This is a genomic window from Emcibacteraceae bacterium (genome assembly GCA_041396985.1).
Taxonomy (GTDB): Bacteria; Pseudomonadota; Alphaproteobacteria; order Sphingomonadales; family Emcibacteraceae; genus Pseudemcibacter.
On sequence record JAWKXO010000003.1, the window covers coordinates 436,922 to 455,476 of the forward strand.

Below are 18,555 nucleotides of genomic sequence, written 5' to 3' on the forward strand. Positions count from 1 at the left end.
CGGCAAATTTTAATTTCAATCAATATATTGAAGTGAGTTTTTGTAATAAAAATGGCCATTTCCATATATTTTTAATTTCAGCCATAAGGGGCGTTATCATGAATGTTCAAAGTCCAGTAAGAAAAAAGCATATCCCAACTGAAAAAGAAGCAGATTTTCTTTCCAAAGTAGAGAATGCAAAATATGACCGTAAAATTGTTGCCGGTCTTCAGAAATTCATTGACGGAAAAGTTGATGATGACATGAAAGATTTTTACAGTCAGGAAGAAATTGATGCTATTTCAGCGCTTAAGGGGACGAACCGCGACCTTGAAGCGCGTATGCCTGTTAAAATCACCCGTCATTATTTTGAGCGGGCCCGAGTCAGTGCCCCACTTCGCACGCTGATTAAAGCCAGCCCGGCTGAAACCTTTGATCTTGATGGTTCTGAAGACCCAGGAAAGCAAATGAGCTACAGCCCGGTCGAAGGACTTATTCATAAATATGAAATGGGTCTTATTTATGTTGCGGGTACATGTTCGGCGCACTGTCGTTTTTGTTACCGTGAAGAACTGATTGCAAAGAAAGAAATCGTTCGTGAAGATGGCTCAATTCAGGCAAAAGGCCTTGCCCAAATACCTGATCTGGTTGAATATATTGTTGAGCATAATAAGATTGTGGCTGAAAATGGCGGCCATCATCCAAAAACAGGACGTGAGAAGCTTCGTGAAATACTGATGTCTGGTGGTGACCCGATGGTTCTTGCTAATAAGGGGATTGCCTCATGGTGGGCTGCTCTTGCTGAGGCTGGTATTGAAAACATCAGACTTGGAACAAAAGAGCTTGCTTTCTTCCCGGACCGTTTTGATGATGCATTCTTTCAAATGATGGATGACTTCCATGCTGCATATCCTGATACAAAACTTCGCTTTATGATTCATTTTAACCATCCGGATGAATTCCTCGAAAAAGACGAGAACGGCAATTATATTGATCTGCCGGATGGTGGTCTAAAATGGGTTGAAAGCACCCAGCGTGCGATCAGGGAATTTGGAAAGCGCAATTTTGTGACTGTCGATAACCAGGCCCCTATCATTAAAAATATTAATAATGACCCTGATGCCCTTCGTATCATGCAACGTGAACTTCGTCGCAACAAAGTTGAAAACCATTATTTCTTCTGTGGACGTGATATTGTAGGCCACAAAGCCTTTAACGTTCCAATTGAGGAAGCATGGCGTATTCTGAATACTTCTCAACGTGGACTGTCCGGTGTTGAGGCCCATGCCCGGCTTTCAATTACCCATTATTATGGTAAAACCGAAGTTGTTGCGGTGACCAACGAACCGATGGAAGGGGTTAAAGGCGCAGAAAATGGCGTCGTGATCTTTAAGCTTCTTCGTTCTGCTGAAGATGCACCGAAAAAAGGTCAGGTTGCCATTGTCGGACGAAATCCTGATGCTATCTGGTTTGATGGTTTTAAAGACCGTGTGATTTACGACGAAGCAGGTCTTTTCAGCATTAAAGCCTAATAGATTTGGGACGTTGAGTTTATGATCAATAAACAAATAAGTTCGGTCCACGAGGCGGTGGCAGGCATCCATGATGGCGCCACCGTTATGATCGGCGGGTTCGGTGAGGCGGGTAGCCCCATCGAACTTATTCATGCCCTGATTGATCAGGGGGCCAAGGACCTTACGGTCATCAATAATAATACGGGATCCGGGCATGTTGGACTTGCTGCACTGATTGAAAACAGACGTGTCGCCAAAATGATTTGTTCGTTTCCAAAATCAGCAAATTCATTTGTATTTCCCGATCTTTATACCAAAGGGGAAATCGAACTGGAACTGGTGCCCCAAGGTACCCTGGCGGAACGCATCCGTGCGGGAGGTGCCGGTGTGCCGGCTTTTTATACTGCGACATCCGTCGGAACGCCCCTTGCTGAAGGCAAGGAAGTCCGCAATATTAAAGGGCGTGATTACGTGCTTGAATATGGACTGACCGCAGATTTTGCATTGATTAAATCACTAAAAGCTGATCGTTATGGGAACCTGATCTATAATAAAACGGCCCGTAATTTTGCGCCTGTTATGGCCATGGCTGCTAAAACAACAATTGTTCAAACCAAAGAATTTGTGGAAGCCGGAGATATTGATCCTGAAATTGTGGTGACCCCCAGCATTTTTGTTGATGTTGTGGTTGAGGTTTCTAACCCACTGCACGAATCTGAACTTGTAAAAGCCGGGGAGACATATCCATGAGTGAACAGGAAATTGGCTGGAACCGTGAACAGATGGCGGAGCGTGCAGCACAGGATATCCCGAATGGTGCCTATGTAAATCTGGGTATTGGAATTCCGGAAAAAGTTGTGCGCTACGTGCCGTCAGGACGTGAAGTGATTTATCATACTGAAAATGGCCTGCTTGGTATGGGGGATGCGCCGGCACCGGGAGAGGAAGATCCTGAACTTATCAATGCCGGAAAAAAACTTGTTACCGCCATTCCGGGGGCGGCCTATTTTCACCATGCGGACAGTTTTTCCATGATCCGTGGCGGTCATATTGATATTTGTGTACTTGGTGCCATGCAGGTTGCTGAAAACGGCGATCTTGCCAACTGGTCAACCGGAAGTTCGGATGCAATCCCGGCAGTTGGCGGGGCAATGGATTTGGTTGCTGGTGTAAAAACCATCAATGTCATTACCCAGCATGTCACAAATAAGGGATATCCGAAGCTCGTTTCCAAATGCACATTCCCACTGACCGGCGTTGGTGTTGTTAGCCGGATATATACCGATCTCGCGGTGATTGATGTGACGCCGCAAGGCTTTAAAATTGTTGAACTCGCCCCCGGGGTTGATTTCGATTATGTACAGGAAAGAACCGGCTGCAAGCTTATTGCCGCATAAGGAAATAAATAATGTCAAAAAGCTCTGAACTCTATGAACGCGGCCTTAAGGTCATGCCAGGCGGCTGCAGCAGAAATACAATATTAAGAAAGCCCCACCCATTATATGTTGAAAAAGGGGAAGGCTGTTATGTCACCGATGTCGAGGGGGTAACCCGTGTTGATTTTGCCAATAATATGTGCTCGCTTATCCATGGGCACGCTCATCCGGCCGTGGTTGCTGCGGTCAGTGAGCAGCTTGCCAAAGGAACCGCTTTTACCATTGGCACTGAAGTTGAGATTGACTATGCCGAACATATCGTCAGCAGAAGTAAATCATTTGAAAAAATGCGTTTCGTCAATTCCGGTACCGAAGCGGTTATGAGCTGCATCAAAGCCGCTCGCGCCTTTACCGGAAAATCAAAAATTGCCAAGGCGGAAGGCGCTTACCACGGACTCTATGATTATGCGGAGGTCAGCCAGACTTCAAAACCTGAAAACTGGGGTGATGTGGATAAACCAAGCAGTGTACCTGTCGCTTACGGTACCCCGAAAGCGACACTTGACGATGTCATTATCATTCCTTTTAACGAACCTGAGCGCGCCATAAAAATATTAGAAGAAAATGCTGACGATATTGCCTGTGTGCTGTTGGATGTCATGCCGCATCGCATAGGTCTTATTCCAGCAAGTGACGAATTTGCCAGAGCCATTTATAACTGGACCCGCAAAAATAAAAGTCTGCTTGTATTTGATGAAGTGATCACTTTCCGTTCCAACTATGGTGGGGCACAGGAATGGTATGAGGGAATAATGCCTGACCTTACTGCCATGGGCAAAATGATCGGCGGTGGTTTTCCTGTTGGTGCGCTTGCCGGTCGTGCCGATGTTATGGATGTTATGGATCCTCTCGCGAGTAAGGTATTGTTTCCGCATTCAGGGACTTTCTCGGCAAATCCAATCACCATGACTGCAGGGCTTGTTTCCATGAAACTTTTTGACCGGGAAGCGGTTCTGAAGCTGAATAATCTCGCTGATTATGCGCGGGATAGCCTCAATGAAGCGATCAAAATTGCCGATGTTCCTGTTTGTGTAACCGGAGAAGGTTCAATGTTCCGTATCCATATGAAGGAAAAAGCACCGGTCAGTTATCGGGACGGGTATGTCACACCCGCACAAGCGGCGCTGACAAAAACACTGCTTGACCATTTATTTGATGACGGCATCATGATGATTAATACCTGTACCGGGGTCTTATCGACCGTAATGAAGGAAAAAGAAATTGACCGTCTTGCTGAAGCGGTGCTTAGTGGTCTTAAGAAAATGAAAAATCAGTTTTAGAAGGTTATATGATGAAGAATGTTTTTATTTGTGACGTGATCAGAACTCCGGTCGGTCGTTATGGTGGGGGTCTTGCTTCTGTTCGGGCAGACGACCTTGCCGCCGCACCGATTTCAGCACTGATGGACAGAAATAAAAACGTTGATTGGGATGCCATAGATGATGTGGTTTATGGCTGCGCCAATCAGGCTGGCGAAGATAATCGCAATGTCGGGCGGATGGCAACTCTTCTGGCCGGACTATCAGAAAAGGTCGCGGCAACGACTGTTAACCGCCTTTGTGGGTCCGGGCTTAATGCCATTGGAATTGCCGCAAATTCCATCGCTGTTGGCGAAGGTGAGCTAATGATTGCCGGTGGTGTAGAAAGCATGTCACGGGCACCTTTTGTCATCGGCAAGGGGGAAAGCCCTTATGATAGGGGCCAGCAGATGTATGATACAACAATGGGCTGGCGCTTTATCAATAAAAAACTTGAAAAACAATATGGCAGCGATGCAATGCCGCGCACGGCCGAGAATCTGGCCGAAGAACTGAATATCAGCCGTGAGGATCAGGATCAATTCGCCTATTGGAGCCAGAGTAAAGCAGCCGCAGCAATAGAAGCAGGATATACGGCAAAGGAAATTGCGGCCGTGTCAGTTCCGCAAAGACGCGGAGATCCGATCATTATTGAAAATGATGAACATCCACGTCAGACAAATCTTGAAAAAATGGCCGCGCTCAGGCCAATTTTTGAAGGTGGTACGATTACAGCTGGTAATGCGTCAGGAATTAATGATGGTGCTGGTGCAATACTAATCGCTTCTGAAAATTCAGCGGCAAAACATGGCCTTAGTCCCCGTGCCAGAATTTTGGGAATGGCGGTTGCCGGTGTTCCGCCAAGAACCATGGGAATTGGCCCTGTTCCGGCAAGCCAAAAACTTTTGGCCCGACTGGGTCTCTCCCTTGATGAAATGGATATCCTGGAGCTTAATGAAGCCTTTGCCGCGCAAGTGCTTGCCTGCACCAGAACATTGGGAATTGCTGATAATGATCCGCGAATTAATCCGCAAGGTGGCGCCATAGCCTTTGGTCATCCTCTGGGAATGAGCGGCGTACGTCTGGTAACGACAGCCGTAAATCAGCTTGAGCGTACAGGCGGCAGATACGCACTCTGCACCATGTGTATCGGTGTCGGTCAGGGAATATCCCTGGTGATAGAGCGGGTATAATACACGGCTAAATTACTGAACCAGAAATGATTTTGATGATCCGGTAAGTGTAAAGTCAAAATGTGGTATCAGCGGCAATGACATATTATATGAGTAATCAATCGTAATATTGACTGTGCTGGTATTATCCGCATTGGTGATCACATTAACATCAAAATTTGAAATATTTGCATCATCTACCAGAATGAAGCTTTTTCTAGAAACGTCTTCAATATCACTTTTAATAGCATCTATATAGTCAGGGTCCAGATTATCATGATCAAAATTGACCATGGCAAATCTTGTTCCCTGCTCAGCTGAATAACTCAGAATCCCTTGAGTGAAAAGAACGCGACTGAATTCAAACATACCAAATAATAAAAGCAATAATACAGGCGCAGTAAAAGCGAATTCAACGACCGTAGAGCCTTTATTATCATTTTTTAACTTTAAAAATGTTGCAAATCTCATATTCACAATCTTTTCATCAATTTAACTGTATTGTCTGACTCTCCTTGAGAGGAAATTCAGAAAATAACCAGTTATAGTTAAAATATGGTGTCGTATAATTTTCGGTAACCGTAACATTTACAAAGGCGGATACATTCTCGTCTGCGCAAACATTGGTGCAAACCTGTTTGGCACCATCGCACATGCAGTATAGTTCAACATCAATATCTGTTGATGCGTTTCCGCTATCGCCAATTGATTCCGTAACGGCGTTGCTTATTGCTGTCACATCACCTTCAACCGGTTTTCTCACCATGGCATATTGAATGCCCGCTTTGGCAGCATTCGACAGTTCCATTTTTCGGACAAACGCTGACCCAAGATCAAGTGATCCAACCATTATCAGTAATAATATTGGCATAATTAAAGCCATCTCAACCAAAGAGGCACCCCGCTCATCAGATAGAAACATTGTTTTAATTTTTTTTATCATCAGCATTATTCCACTAATGTTACCAGAGTTCGGGAAATTTTTGTGACGCCGTATAAGTCACATGTTGACTGATCGTTATAAAGCTCGGCATTCCCGTTAAATGTAACTTTTTTACCAATAATCTGCAGACAGGTTGAAATGGCTTTTGATCCGCCAGAATAGGTAATTTCCTGAGAAGGAAAATACACAGCTCCATTTATGATCATACTAGCGCCTCCGAGAATATCATTATTGCCAGTTGGATCAGCATTTCTGTCCTGATAAATGGTTACGCCTTTATAATCACCGCTTGTAGGTGCTGATAGGGTCACATCAGCTCCACCATTCACTTTCATAGTAGCAACATTCTCAGGTGTATCACCAGTCAGTATTATGGTTACCCCATCGCCTGTTATGGTGGCCCCAGCATTAATTTTAAGTTCACCTCCATCCATGATATAAACACCTGGATCAAGATGTACATTGGCTTGCGAGCCGAAATCTATACCTCCACAGTAGCGACCAGGCGTTGGTGCCGGATCGGTATCATGAATAATCTTCAGATTTGTATCGGTACATGAGGCTGGATCGCTCGGCACTTCAATATTTTCATAAGGATCAGGGGATCTTTGTGAAAATGGCTGAATAGGGTTTGGCACATTAAGCGTTGCACTGCCGCCGGTGTAAATATCGCCGTATGCTTGAGCTGACGGGTTGGCGGTTAGTGACGCTTTTCCATTCAGGTAAATGGATTCTGAACTGCTTGAATTGGAGGCTACACCGCAGTTAATATCAACGTCCGACGTACCGGAAAATTCCAAAGCTTTGTCAATTTTATGGTCCAAGGCCAGAATACAGTGTTCTCCCACTGCAAGTATGCCGGCGGTAGCGATAGTTTTAATGGTCCCGTCGGCTCTTCCCAAAATTCGGGTAAATGTACCTGATGCCGGTGTGGTCGATGTGATCATGACAAAATTCGCCTGTCCGGCATAATCGCCGGATGATGGGGGGCTTTCAACGAGCATTGTATTGCTTCCACCAACTGTAAAGCTGTTTGTCTGTGCGTCAGTATGTGCGGCCAATTCAACCTCAGCGGCTTCATTTCCCTTTGATATTGAATAGGCAGCGGCAAGTGCTGAAGAATCGGTAACATTCTGCAGCATGCGTTTTTCCATATACCACCCGGTTGCATCAAACGCGAGCCCGGCAAAACCGGCGATAACCGGCATCATTAACGCAACAAATACAAGTGTACCCCCATTTTCCGAATTTTTTAGATTCTTTAGATGTTGCGAAACATTCCTCAATTTAGTCCACATGTAGTATTTTAACTTTCATCTAGTTGATAAAATAAAATTAAGACTACATACAATCCTTCAAAAAATAATTAAGGAAAGATAAATTTGTCATTAAATTGTCATAAAGTGATTTTGAAAAACTGAGTGATTACATAGGGTCGGCGCAGAAGTTTAATCTGTTAGCCTTTTGATTAATAATCAGTAATCAATTATCTTAATTTCAGTTTTGTTTTAGAAGACTGTAAATCTCGTCCTTGAGTAACATTCTTTTTTTACGAAGATCTTCTTCGGTAAATTGTGAAACATGCTCCTCACCAATTTCAATGCGGTGTATTTTCCGGTTGATTTGGTGATATTCAGCTTCCAGTCTGGCAAAATGGGCATTATTCCCCTTTAACTCGTGGATTTTATCGGCAAATTCGGGAAAATCTTCCCTTAATTCATGTGGTGTATTACTCATAATCTCTCCGTTCATTTAATATATGAACAGATTAAATGAACCCTATTTTTAAGTGTTTGACCTTAATCAAAAAAATCGAAATTTTACTATTTCAGAAAATTATGTTCTGAGCGGAAATAAAACCTCGAGTGTATCAATTGTCGGCTGACCAATAACTTTATAGGCTGCCGGAATAGAACTTGCCAGATCGGACTCTCTGTAAGCTTTCATTGCATCCAGACTTTGCCATATATAAACGCCGCCATATTCACCGGTTTCATTCTTTTTAAAATAATATTTCTGAATGAGCCCCGGTAGCGCCCGAAAGTCATCGGCACGCTCGTTCGCGACATTAAGCACTTCTTGTTCTGTCAGATTTGTCTGAAATTTAATAACAGCGACATACATTATCTATTCTCCTTAATCTGAATAGGCTGATTTACCCTTACTGCCAGGATTTAATCAGTTCATCATAGCCGATCGTCACCGGTTTTGGCTTTTCATTGGCGATTTTTGCTTTTGGGGCACCGGGTTGGGCCAGCCAGTAATCGGCTCCTTTTTCATCATTTAATTTTGGACCATATTGACCCTGAACGCCCGCACGTTCTAACCGGCTTAACAGTCTTTCCTGCGCCATACATAAGGCGTCAAGCGCTTCCTGAGCCGTCTTGTCGCCACTTGCCGCATCACCAATATTCTGCCACCAAAGCTGAGCCAGTTTTGGATAATCCGGAATATTTGTCCCGGTCGGTGACCAGCGCACCCGGGCGGGGGAGCGGTAAAATTCAACCAGACCGCCAAGCTTTGGTGCGCGTTCGGTAAATGATTGGTGTTGCACAGTGCTTTCGCGAATGAATGTCAGTCCCACATGTGATTTTTTAACATCAACGGTTTTTGAGGTCACAAACTGGGCATAAAGCCAGGCGGCCTTTGCACGGTTATCCGGGGTTGATTTCATCAATGTCCAGGAGCCCGCATCCTGATAGCCGATTTTGGTTCCTTCCGACCAGTAGGCACCATGCGGGGATGGGGCCATACGCCATTTTGGCGTACCATCGGCATTGACCACAGGAATATTTTCCTTGACCATGTCAGGGGTAAATGTGGTGTACCAGAATATCTGCTGGGCGATGTCGCCTTGAGCTGGGACGGGACCCGCTTCTGAAAAGACCATGCCGGCCGCTGCCGGTGGAGCATATTTTTTTAGCCAGTCAATATATTTTTGCAGCGCATAAACGGCCGCCGGACTATTGGTTGCACCGCCACGGGCCATGCAGGAGCCGACGGGCTGAGAATTTTCATTAACGCGAATGCCCCATTCATCAACCGGAAGTCCGTTTGGCTCCCCCTTATCGCCCATACCAGCCATGGACATCCAGGCATCGGTAAAGCGCCAGCCAAGGGACGGGTCTTTTTTGCCGTAATCCATATGACCGAACACTTTTTTACCGTCAATTTCGCGGCCGGTGAAAAATTCCGCTATATCCTCATAAGCTGACCAGTTGACCGGAACACCAAGGTCATATCCGTATTTTGCCTTGAAATCGGCCATGTTCTTGGGATCGGTGAACCAGTCATATCGAAACCAGTAAAGATTGGCAAACTGCTGGTCAGGAAGCTGATAAAGTTTGCCGTCCGGACCGGTGGTAAAAGACGTTCCGATAAAATCGGTGAGATCAAGACCGGGATTGGTTACATCCTTGCCAATGCCGGCCATGAAGTCGGTAAGGTTTCTGGCCTGCTGATAACGCCAGTGGGTGCCGATCAGGTCGCTGTCGTTAATATAAGCATCATAAATATTTTCGCCTGACTGCATCTGGGTTTGAAGTTTTTCAACCACATCCCCTTCGCCAATCAGATCATGGGTGACTTTTATTCCGGTTAGTTCCGTAAACGCCTGGGCGAGGGTTTTGCTTTCATATTCATGGGTGGCGATAGTTTCAGAAACAACTTTAATTTCCATGCCTTTATAAGGCTCAGCCGCTTTAATAAACCAGTTGATTTCCTGCTTTTGCTGTTCTTTTGATAAGGCGGATGGCTGGAATTCCTCAATCCATTTATCAACAGTTGCTTCATCAGCAAGGGCATTTGTACTGATCCCCAATACTATTAGTGCCAGTTTAAAGCTGTGTTTCATTATTTTCTCCCTCTTAACCCCATTTAAATACAATTCCGCCAAAGACGACACAGACCACAAGCCCTCCCCAGATGGGTGCGCCAAATGCCGCCAACCAGCCAAGACATATAAAGGCGGACCCAAGCAGGCTGATAAATAACCGGTCTCCCGGTGTTGTATCCAAGCCTAATATTCCCCGTCTTGGGGCTTGCGGTGCCTTTATGGCCCATATGATCATAACCAGAAGGGCGCATGCAATAGAAATAAAAAATATTGCTGTTGGGACTGTCCAGGCCATCCATGATAAATCCATTTGCCGCTCTCCTTCCTAAACCCTGCCCAGGGCAAAGCCCCTGGCAATGTGGTTTCTGACAAAATAAATCACAAGCGCTCCCGGAATTATGGTCAGCACCCCGGCGGCGGCAAGCACGCCCCAGTCAAGGCCGGATGCGGAAACCGTCCGGGTCATGGTGGCAGCGATTGACTTGGCATCGACCGATGTCAGGGTTCGGCTAAGCAGCAGTTCCACCCAGGAAAACATGAAACAGAAAAACGCCGCAACGCCAATGCCGGAGGCGATCAGCGGCATAAATATCTTTCTGAAAAATGTGAAAAACCCATAACCGTCAATATAGGCGGTTTCATCAATTTCCTTTGGCACCCCGCGCATGAACCCTTCCAGTATCCATACCGCGAGCGGCACATTAAACAGGGTATGGGCGAGGGCGACGGCAATATGGGTATCAAACAGACCGATACTGGAATATAGCTGGAAGAACGGCAGCGCGAAGACAGCCGGTGGCGCCATGCGGTTGGTCAGCAGCCAGAAGAATAAATGCTTGTCCCCCATAAATTTATAGCGGCTGAACGCATAGGCCGCGGGCAGGGCGACCGATATGGAAATCACCGTGTTCATAAGAACATAGGTAATTGAATTGATATAACCCCCATACCAGCTGGCATCGGTAAAGATCACCAGATAATTATCAAAGGTAAGATTTTCGGGCCAAAGCGAAAAGCCTGCTAAAATCTCCTGATTGGTTTTAAGGCTCATATTAATCAGCCAGTAAATAGGCAGCATAAGAAAGAAAATATAAAGGGCCATGACCAGGACTGATTTATTTATTTTCATGCGCCTTCTCCCTTATCGGCATGGACCATAACCGTATAAAACACCCAGGAAATCAGCAGGATTACCAGAAAATAAATCAGTGAAAATGCCGCTGCCGGGCCAAGGTCAAATTGACCGATCGCCATTTTAACAAGGTCAATGGACAGAAAAGTGGTCGCATTGCCCGGGCCGCCACCGGTAACAACAAAGGGTTCGGTGTAAATCATAAAACTGTCCATAAAGCGAAGTAGGATTGCAATCAGCAGAACCCCTTTCATTTTTGGAAGCTCAATATATCTGAAGATGCTCCAGCGGCTGGCCTGGTCAATTTTTGCTGCCTGATAATAGGCATCCGGGATTGATTTAAGCCCGGCATAGCATAGCAACACCACCAACGACGTCCAATGCCAGACATCCATGATAATGATGGTAAACCATGCGTCGGTGGCATCCTGCGTATAGTTATAATCAATGCCAAGCTGGTCAAGCATATAGCCGAGCAGACCGATATCGATCCGGCCAAAAATCTGCCAGATGGTCCCAACCACATTCCAGGGAATAAGCAGCGGCAGCGCAATCAGAACCAGACAGAGTGATGTCCAAAGACCGCTTTTTTTCGGCATATTCAGGGCAACAAAAATACCAAGAGGCACTTCAATAGCGAGAATTATTGAAGTGAAGATAATCTGCCGGATCAGGGCGTCATGCACCCGTTCCGAAGCAAGAATTTCTTCAAACCACTCTAATCCAACCCAGAAAAATTCATTATTACCGAACGTATCCTGCACCGAATAATTTACCACGGTCATCAGCGGAATAATGGCGGAAAATGCAACTAGCAATAACATCGGCAGCACCATAAACCATGCTTTTTGATTGGTTGTTTTCCTCATGGGCTCACCAGCCAGTCATTTGCGTATATATTGGTATGGTCCGCATCAAAACGGGCAAAGCGCATATTTTCTGAAATGCGGCTTTCTTCTTTTGAGATAATGTTAATTTCCTGTCCCTGATGGGAGGCTCGGACAATTTTATAATGTCCGACATCCTCAATCCTGTTGATGGTTATGGGCAGATCATCAGGATTATCGCTAAGGCTTACATATTCCGGTCGGATGCCCAGTTCCAGTTTGCCCGAAAGATTTTTATAGCCATTATTTAATGTGATTTCGTAATTTCCGATGATGGCTTTATTGCCGTTTACTTCGGTTTTTAAAATATTCATTCCCGGCGAGCCGATAAAATAACCGACGAATGTGTGCTCCGGTTTTTCAAATAGCTCCTGCGGGGTACCGATCTGCACCACTTCACCCATGGACATGACAACAACCTTATCGGCGAAGGTAAGGGCCTCCGTCTGATCATGTGTGACATATATCATGGTATGGCCCAGTTTTTTATGAAGCGCTTTAAGCTGGGTTCTAAGCTGCCATTTCATATGGGGATCAATCACAGTCAGCGGTTCATCGAAAAGAATGGCATTGACATCTTCACGCACCAGGCCGCGACCAAGGCTTATTTTCTGCTTAATATCGGCGCTTAAGCCCATTGCTTTTTTAGTGAGGATATCTTCCACTTCGATTATTCGGGCGATTTCCATAACCCGGGCATCAATATATTCCGGGCTGAGCTTGCGGTTTTTTAGGGGGAAGGCGAGGTTGTCATAGACGCTCATAGTATCATAAACCACAGGGAATTGGAAAACCTGGGCAATATTACGCTCGGCGGTCTTCTTTTCGGTAACATCCTGATCATCAAACAATATTTGTCCGCGGGATGGTTTCAACAATCCGGAAATAATATTTAGAAGTGTCGTTTTGCCGCAGCCGGATGGCCCCAAAAGGGCGTAGGCAGCCCCGTCCTCCCAAACATGGTTCAGGGTTTTTAAGGCATAATCATTTTCCGTTTCAGGATTTTTCAGATAACTATGTGCCAGTCCGGACAGGGTGATTTTTGCCATTTACCCAATCCTTTCCGCATATTGTGCTGGTAGGGCCAGCTTGCCGTCATTGGAAAATATATAAATATGGGCCGGATCAAGATAAACGGAAATATCACTGCCAAGCGTTAAATCATGAATGCCATGAAGGAGGCCAACCCAGGGTTTTCCGCCGTGTTCCATATGAATATATGTTTCTGAGCCGGTGATTTCGGTAACGTTAAGGCGGGCATCAAATTTTAAGCTGCCTTCTTCCTGGTGAAGGTCAAGGTGATTGGCACGAAAACCGGCCATATAGTCACCGTCATTTAAAGTCTGAAACGCGCCTGCTGCGGGCATGTTTGTCCCATCACCCAGAATGATTTTTTCCTGCCGCTTGCTTAGGGTCATAAAATTCATCGGCGGATTTGAAAATATGCGTGCCGTGACATTATCCTGCGGTTGGTGGTAAACATCAGCCGTTTTGCCGAACTGGGTAATGTGGCCTTCAGACATTGTGGCCGTATTGCCGCCAAGCAGCAGGGCTTCTTCCGGCTCAGTGGTGGCATAAACAAAAATGGATCCGGATGCGGCGAATATTTTCGGAATTTCACTACGTAATTCTTCACGCAGTTTATAGTCAAGATTTGCCAGCGGTTCATCAAGAAGCACAAGCCCGGCCCCTTTGACCAAGGCCCGGGCCAGGGCGCATCTTTGTTGCTGCCCACCGGAAAGCTCAAGCGGTTTGCTCCTCAAATAGGGAGTTAGTTTCATGAGCTCTGCCGTTTTTCCGACCTCGGCGTCAATCTCAGCATCAGATTTTTTCATGATCCGAAGCGGAGAAGCAATATTTTCATAAACAGTCAGCGAGGGATAATTGATAAATTGCTGATAGACCATCGCGACATCTCGCTGTCGGACTTCAAGGTTTGTTACATCTTCACCATTCCAGATAATCTTACCGTTATCCGGTTTATCCAGTCCTGCCATCAACCGCATCAGGGTGGTTTTGCCTGCGCCCGTCGGGCCAAGCAGAATATTCATGCTGCCCTCTTCAAGCGTTAGATTTGTCTGATAAATATATGGCTCTCCATTTATGTTTAGCGCCACATTTTCAAGCTGAAGTGACAATCAATTCCCCTTATATATTCTGTAGTGCCTGATCAAAGTCGGCAATGATATCCTCAATATCCTCAATCCCGACAGAACAGCGGATCAGGCTTTCTGGAATGCCAAGCTCTGTTCGCTGCGCTTCTGTCAGTTCGACATGACTGGTGGTGCGTGGCGGGCCGACAATTGTTTCAACACCGCCAAGATGAGCGGCCCTGTGGGCAAATCTGATCTGCGGCAGGAAGTGACGAACCGCATCAAACCCACCTTTCAGAGAAAAACTGAGCATTCCACTAAAACCACGCATCTGGCCTTTGGCGATGTCGTGACCTTTACTGTTTTTAAGGCCGGGATAAAATACCTGTTCAACCTTTTGATGGTTTTCAAGGAAACGAGCCAGCTTCATGGCATTGTCATTTTGTCGTTCAATCCGAAGTTTTAAGGTTTTAAGCCCGCGCAGCAGCAGATAGGCGGAATTGGCATCGAGTGTGGCACCGTTGATTTCACGAAAGCCATATATTTTCTGAACCAGATCCTTTTTGCCACAAACGACACCGCCAAGGGCGTCCGAATGTCCGCCGATAAATTTGGTAGCACTATGCACCACCAGATCTGCTCCCAACGCAAGAGGGTTCTGATTGATCGGTGTGGCGAATGTGTTATCAACCACGACGGTTGCGCCCGCTTTTTTACCTGCGGCAATAAGCCTTTTTAAATCAAGAATTTTCATTGTCGGGTTGGTCGGGGTTTCAAGATAAAGAACGGTGCAGCCTTTTAAGCATTCTGCTTCAATCTCATTCTGGTCATCGGTTTCACACATGGTGACATCAATGCCAAAGCGGGGAAGATGTTCAAGAAAGACGATACTGGTGCCGCCATAGGTGTCCTTAACCGAAACCACCCGCTCACCAGGAGAAAGAAAGGTAAATAGCGTGTTGCTGATAGCGGCCATGCCGGTGGCAAAGCTTGTTGCGGCTTCGGCGTTTTCGAGCACGCGCATTTTTTCTTCGAAAACCTTTACGGTGGGATTAGTATTGCGGCTGTAAATGTGGCCTTTGCGTTTCCCGGTGGCCACTTCAAACCATTCATCAACATCATCATGGTTATAGGAAACACTGTTGACGATTGGGACCTGGGCCACACCTTCAAAAAAACCGTCCGTTTCACCGGCCCACACGGCCTTTGTTGATTGATGAATTCCGTCCCACTTTTGATTGCTCATTATATCAACCTTGTTTTTTGAGGTTATTATTTTAGTCCATCAGGCTTGAATCAATGATTATTTCATTGGTGATTGTTCTGTGAACCGGGCATTTTTCGGCTATGTCAAATATTCGCTGACGTTCCTCGTCGGTCAGGTCACCTGTAATTGTAATATCTGTCTGGATGTGATCAACAAGGCCTTTTTTTGTTTCACATTTTGCGCAGTCCTCAGCATGAATTTTTGAATGGGAAAGCCTTACTTCAACATTTTCCAGTTTGAATCCTTTTCTTTCCGCATACATGCGCATGGTCATTGATTTACAGCTGCCAAGGGCCGCCAGTAAAAAATCATATGGGGACGGGCCTTTATCATCGCCACCTACATCTTTTGGTTCATCCGCCATCAGTGAGTGACTGGTGCTGGTTTGGACTTTATTGGTATATTTACCGGTGCCTGTTTCCTGAACGATGACGGTTACTGTTTCTGACATTTCAGATATCCTTTATTTAAATCTTTTTAATCAACTGAGAATAAAAGGCTTTTGATTAATCAAATAAACCCAAGCCATTTTCTTTTATAAAATCATGAATATGAAAAGCGAGAATTTCCGGCTGTTCAATGGGTGGGAGATGCCCTGCTCCGTCGATACGAACAAAGGTTGCATCCTCTATCATCATAGCCATATCCTGTACATTTTTGGGTGTGGTCACCAGATCTTCATCGCTCGCTATGCAAAGAGCAGGCACAGAAATCTTTTCCACATAATGGCTTAGGTCTGTCATCCGAATGGCTTCGCAGGTTGCCACATATCCTTCCAGAGGTGTCCGTGTAAGCATATTTTTCCAGCCCACTATTTCTGATTTATTTTCTGACTTGAACCGGGCAGAAAACCATCTGTCCAAAATGGCATCAGCTTGTGATTTTATGCCCTCGCTTCTAATCAGCCTGATACGCTCCTTCCAGAAGTCCTCAGTACCGATGCGCGGTGCCGTGTTGCAAAGGATCACACCCCTTAATCGATTTGGGAATGTGCTGGCTACCTGTTGGGCAATCATACCCCCTACCGAGATGCCGCAAAGAATGGCTTTTTCAATTTTCAGATAATCCATCAGGGCAATAACATCCTGGCTCAGCATTTTAATGGTACAGGGTGTGTTTGAAATATCCGACAGACCATGACCACGTTTATCAAAGCGGATTATACGGTATGTTTTATCCAGATATTTTGAAAGGCTGTCCCAGAGTCTCAGATCAGTTCCCAGAGAATTACAGAATATTATCACCGGTCCTTTTCGGGAGCCGGTATCTTTATAGTGTATATTAGTTTCATTAATTGATGCGATTTTCATTTTCTAAACCGGATTATTGAACAGCTTCATGATATTGAATTGAACTGATAAAACAAGACAAGAAAAATATATTTTAATTTAAAGACTACTGATGACAGCAAAGGGTAAATTTTTTTTCTTTCATCAAAAAAACCGGCATCACAGCCTGATAAAAATTAAAAGAAAAAGAAAAAAACAATAAAATTTTATCAAATGCACTTTTAATCTTCTTTATAGTGCCTATATGTACCATTAGTAAAATACAGCCTTGATCAATTGCGCCATAGATTGCCTCAGTCATAGGTCTTTATGAGTTGGCTATTGAAAAAATGTTATTTCCAGTGAAGGAGGAATTTCAAAAGGCTTGACAAGCGTTCCCTGTTTTAATTATATAGTGATCGCTACAAAAACAAAAAGTTCAGTTTAAATTATGAGTTTCCGGTAAATTATAAAATTCATTAGAAGCATTTACTTTTGTCGTTGTTAATATTATTAAGTGCTTCATTAATTCAGATGCATAATTAAATGCATTAACCAAAATGAGAGTAAAGGGTATAATTGTGTCAAATCGAATAGTGATCATTGCTGTCACTGTCGTGATTATTGCTGTTGGCGCATGGTATATGATGTCATCAGGTCCACAATCAGGCAGTCAGATGGGGGCAATGGGCCAAATGCCACCTACAGCCGTCTCAGTCCTTACATTAAAGGAAGAGACTATTAACCGTGAAGAAATTCTTCCCGGGCGTGTTTCGGCATTTAGACAGGCGGAAATCAGACCACAGGTAAATGGTATTATCATAAGCCGTCTTTTTGATGAAGGCTCGCTGGTCAAGCAGGGACAGGCCCTCTACCAGATTGATGATACGCCATATAAGGCGGCACTGGCCAGTGCCAAAGCCGATCTTGTCAGTGCGGAAGCCAACCTGAAAGCGGTAACGGCAAAAGAAGCCAGATATCGGGAACTGCTGAAAACAAATGCAGTAAGTGGTCAGGCCTATGATGATGTCAAAGCCGATCTTGATAAAGCGGTTGCGTCAATTGCAGTGGCCAAGTCATCTGTGGAAGTGGCGGAAGTTAATCTTGGTTATACGCGCGTTTATGCGCCGATTGATGGCCGTATTGGAAGATCATCGGTAACTGAAGGGGCGCTGGTTACTACAAATCAGTCTGACAGCCTTTCCATGATTACGCAGCTTGATCCCATCTATGTTGATATTAATCAGCCGGGTGTTGAATCATTGCGTCTTAGAAATGAACTGTCGGATAAAGATAATATCCCTGTTGAAATTATCATCGACAGCACATCAGGGATGGTTCATCCACAAAAAGGTAAACTGATATTTTCAGATGTCGTAGTTGATGAAACAACCGGGTCAGTAGGATTGCGGGCTTTGGTGCCCAACCCGAACCAGACTTTGCTGCCAGGACTATTTGTTCGTGCAAAGATTGAGTTGGGTGAGCGTCCAGCCGTTTTGGTGCCGCAGCGTGCGACAACAAGAAATCCCGACGGCAATTTGTTGGTCTGGGCAGTTGATGCTGAAAATAAAGTTGCGCCAAGGCCAATTACCGTTGCGGGGGATTATGGTGATCAGTGGATTGTGGCTTCAGGTGTTGAAGCGGGCACAACAATTGTTATTGAAGGATACCAGAAAATTCGCCCGGGAATGACTGTGTCGCCAGCTCCATGGGTAGCGGCACAATAGTCTA

General features: G+C 45.2%; 20 protein-coding genes. 6 read left to right on the plus strand and 14 right to left on the minus strand.

All coding sequences use genetic code 11. The features are described 5' to 3' along the window. The first annotated feature begins 98 nt into the window (after window positions 1-98). Genes R3D86_10195 through pcaF form a run of 5 tightly spaced genes read left to right on the plus strand, consistent with a single transcriptional unit; the run spans window position 99 to window position 5,420 of the window. The gene (locus R3D86_10195; protein ID MEZ5758579.1) at window positions 99-1,511 is read left to right on the plus strand and encodes a hypothetical protein; all 1,413 of its coding nucleotides are present in this window, start codon (window positions 99-101) and stop codon (window positions 1,509-1,511) included. Window positions 1,512-1,532: 21 nt separating this feature from the next. Next, a complete protein-coding gene (locus R3D86_10200) occupies window positions 1,533-2,243 on the plus strand; it encodes a 3-oxoacid CoA-transferase subunit A (protein ID MEZ5758580.1) in 711 nt (236 codons plus the stop codon). Next, window positions 2,240-2,890: a 3-oxoacid CoA-transferase subunit B gene (locus R3D86_10205; protein ID MEZ5758581.1), complete on the plus strand. Its 651-nt coding sequence runs from the start codon at window positions 2,240-2,242 to the stop codon at window positions 2,888-2,890. Before R3D86_10200 ends, R3D86_10205 begins: the two co-directional genes overlap by 4 nt. An 11-nt stretch (window positions 2,891-2,901) precedes the next feature. After that, entirely contained in the window at window positions 2,902-4,209 is a 1,308-nt protein-coding gene (locus R3D86_10210) for an aspartate aminotransferase family protein (protein MEZ5758582.1), read from the plus strand. Window positions 4,210-4,217: 8 nt separating this feature from the next. Further along, window positions 4,218-5,420: a 3-oxoadipyl-CoA thiolase gene (gene pcaF, locus R3D86_10215; GenBank protein MEZ5758583.1), complete on the plus strand. Its 1,203-nt coding sequence runs from the start codon at window positions 4,218-4,220 to the stop codon at window positions 5,418-5,420. A 12-nt stretch (window positions 5,421-5,432) separates the two neighbouring features. Here the strand turns inward: pcaF and R3D86_10220 are convergent, their stop codons facing one another. The 14 genes from R3D86_10220 to pcaD all read right to left on the minus strand — a co-directional run bounded on the left by R3D86_10220 (window position 5,433) and on the right by pcaD (window position 16,866). Continuing rightward, a complete protein-coding gene (locus R3D86_10220; protein ID MEZ5758584.1) occupies window positions 5,433-5,870 on the minus strand; it encodes a pilus assembly protein in 438 nt (145 codons plus the stop codon). Window positions 5,871-5,886: 16 nt separating this feature from the next. Next, window positions 5,887-6,342, minus strand: coding sequence for a TadE/TadG family type IV pilus assembly protein (locus tag R3D86_10225; GenBank protein ID MEZ5758585.1), 456 nt, complete (start codon window positions 6,340-6,342; stop codon window positions 5,887-5,889). Window positions 6,343-6,347: 5 nt separating this feature from the next. Continuing rightward, window positions 6,348-7,628, minus strand: a complete 1,281-nt coding sequence (locus R3D86_10230) for a pilus assembly protein TadG-related protein (protein ID MEZ5758586.1) — start codon at window positions 7,626-7,628, stop codon at window positions 6,348-6,350. A gap of 211 nt (window positions 7,629-7,839) precedes the next feature. After that, window positions 7,840-8,079 (minus strand): YdcH family protein, encoded by a 240-nt coding sequence (locus R3D86_10235; protein ID MEZ5758587.1) that lies wholly within the window; start codon window positions 8,077-8,079, stop codon window positions 7,840-7,842. A 99-nt stretch (window positions 8,080-8,178) separates the two neighbouring features. Further along, entirely contained in the window at window positions 8,179-8,466 is a 288-nt protein-coding gene (locus tag R3D86_10240) for a YdhR family protein (GenBank protein ID MEZ5758588.1), read from the minus strand. A gap of 37 nt (window positions 8,467-8,503) precedes the next feature. Next, entirely contained in the window at window positions 8,504-10,195 is a 1,692-nt protein-coding gene (locus R3D86_10245; protein MEZ5758589.1) for an ABC transporter substrate-binding protein, read from the minus strand. Between the two features lie 13 nt (window positions 10,196-10,208). Beyond that, entirely contained in the window at window positions 10,209-10,487 is a 279-nt protein-coding gene (locus tag R3D86_10250) for a DUF2160 domain-containing protein (GenBank protein ID MEZ5758590.1), read from the minus strand. A gap of 15 nt (window positions 10,488-10,502) precedes the next feature. Then, window positions 10,503-11,306 carry a carbohydrate ABC transporter permease gene (locus R3D86_10255; GenBank protein ID MEZ5758591.1) on the minus strand — a complete coding sequence of 268 codons (804 nt, stop codon included), beginning with the start codon at window positions 11,304-11,306 and terminating at the stop codon, window positions 10,503-10,505. Next, complete coding sequence (locus R3D86_10260) at window positions 11,303-12,178, minus strand: sugar ABC transporter permease (protein MEZ5758592.1); 876 nt, start codon at window positions 12,176-12,178, stop codon at window positions 11,303-11,305. Before R3D86_10260 ends, R3D86_10255 begins: the two co-directional genes overlap by 4 nt. Continuing rightward, window positions 12,175-13,245 (minus strand): ABC transporter ATP-binding protein, encoded by a 1,071-nt coding sequence (locus tag R3D86_10265; GenBank protein ID MEZ5758593.1) that lies wholly within the window; start codon window positions 13,243-13,245, stop codon window positions 12,175-12,177. Before R3D86_10265 ends, R3D86_10260 begins: the two co-directional genes overlap by 4 nt. After that, complete coding sequence (locus R3D86_10270) at window positions 13,246-14,334, minus strand: ABC transporter ATP-binding protein (protein ID MEZ5758594.1); 1,089 nt, start codon at window positions 14,332-14,334, stop codon at window positions 13,246-13,248. 10 nt (window positions 14,335-14,344) lie between these two features. Beyond that, a complete protein-coding gene (locus R3D86_10275; protein ID MEZ5758595.1) occupies window positions 14,345-15,535 on the minus strand; it encodes a cystathionine gamma-synthase family protein in 1,191 nt (396 codons plus the stop codon). Between the two features lie 31 nt (window positions 15,536-15,566). Then, a complete protein-coding gene (locus tag R3D86_10280; GenBank protein MEZ5758596.1) occupies window positions 15,567-16,007 on the minus strand; it encodes an OsmC family protein in 441 nt (146 codons plus the stop codon). Between the two features lie 55 nt (window positions 16,008-16,062). Next, complete coding sequence (gene pcaD / locus R3D86_10285; GenBank protein MEZ5758597.1) at window positions 16,063-16,866, minus strand: 3-oxoadipate enol-lactonase; 804 nt, start codon at window positions 16,864-16,866, stop codon at window positions 16,063-16,065. 539 nt (window positions 16,867-17,405) lie between these two features. Here pcaD and R3D86_10290 point away from each other — a divergent pair. Continuing rightward, on the plus strand, window positions 17,406-18,551 hold the full coding sequence (locus tag R3D86_10290; GenBank protein ID MEZ5758598.1) for an efflux RND transporter periplasmic adaptor subunit: 1,146 nt from the start codon (window positions 17,406-17,408) through the stop codon (window positions 18,549-18,551). Window positions 18,552-18,555 lie beyond the last annotated feature (4 nt).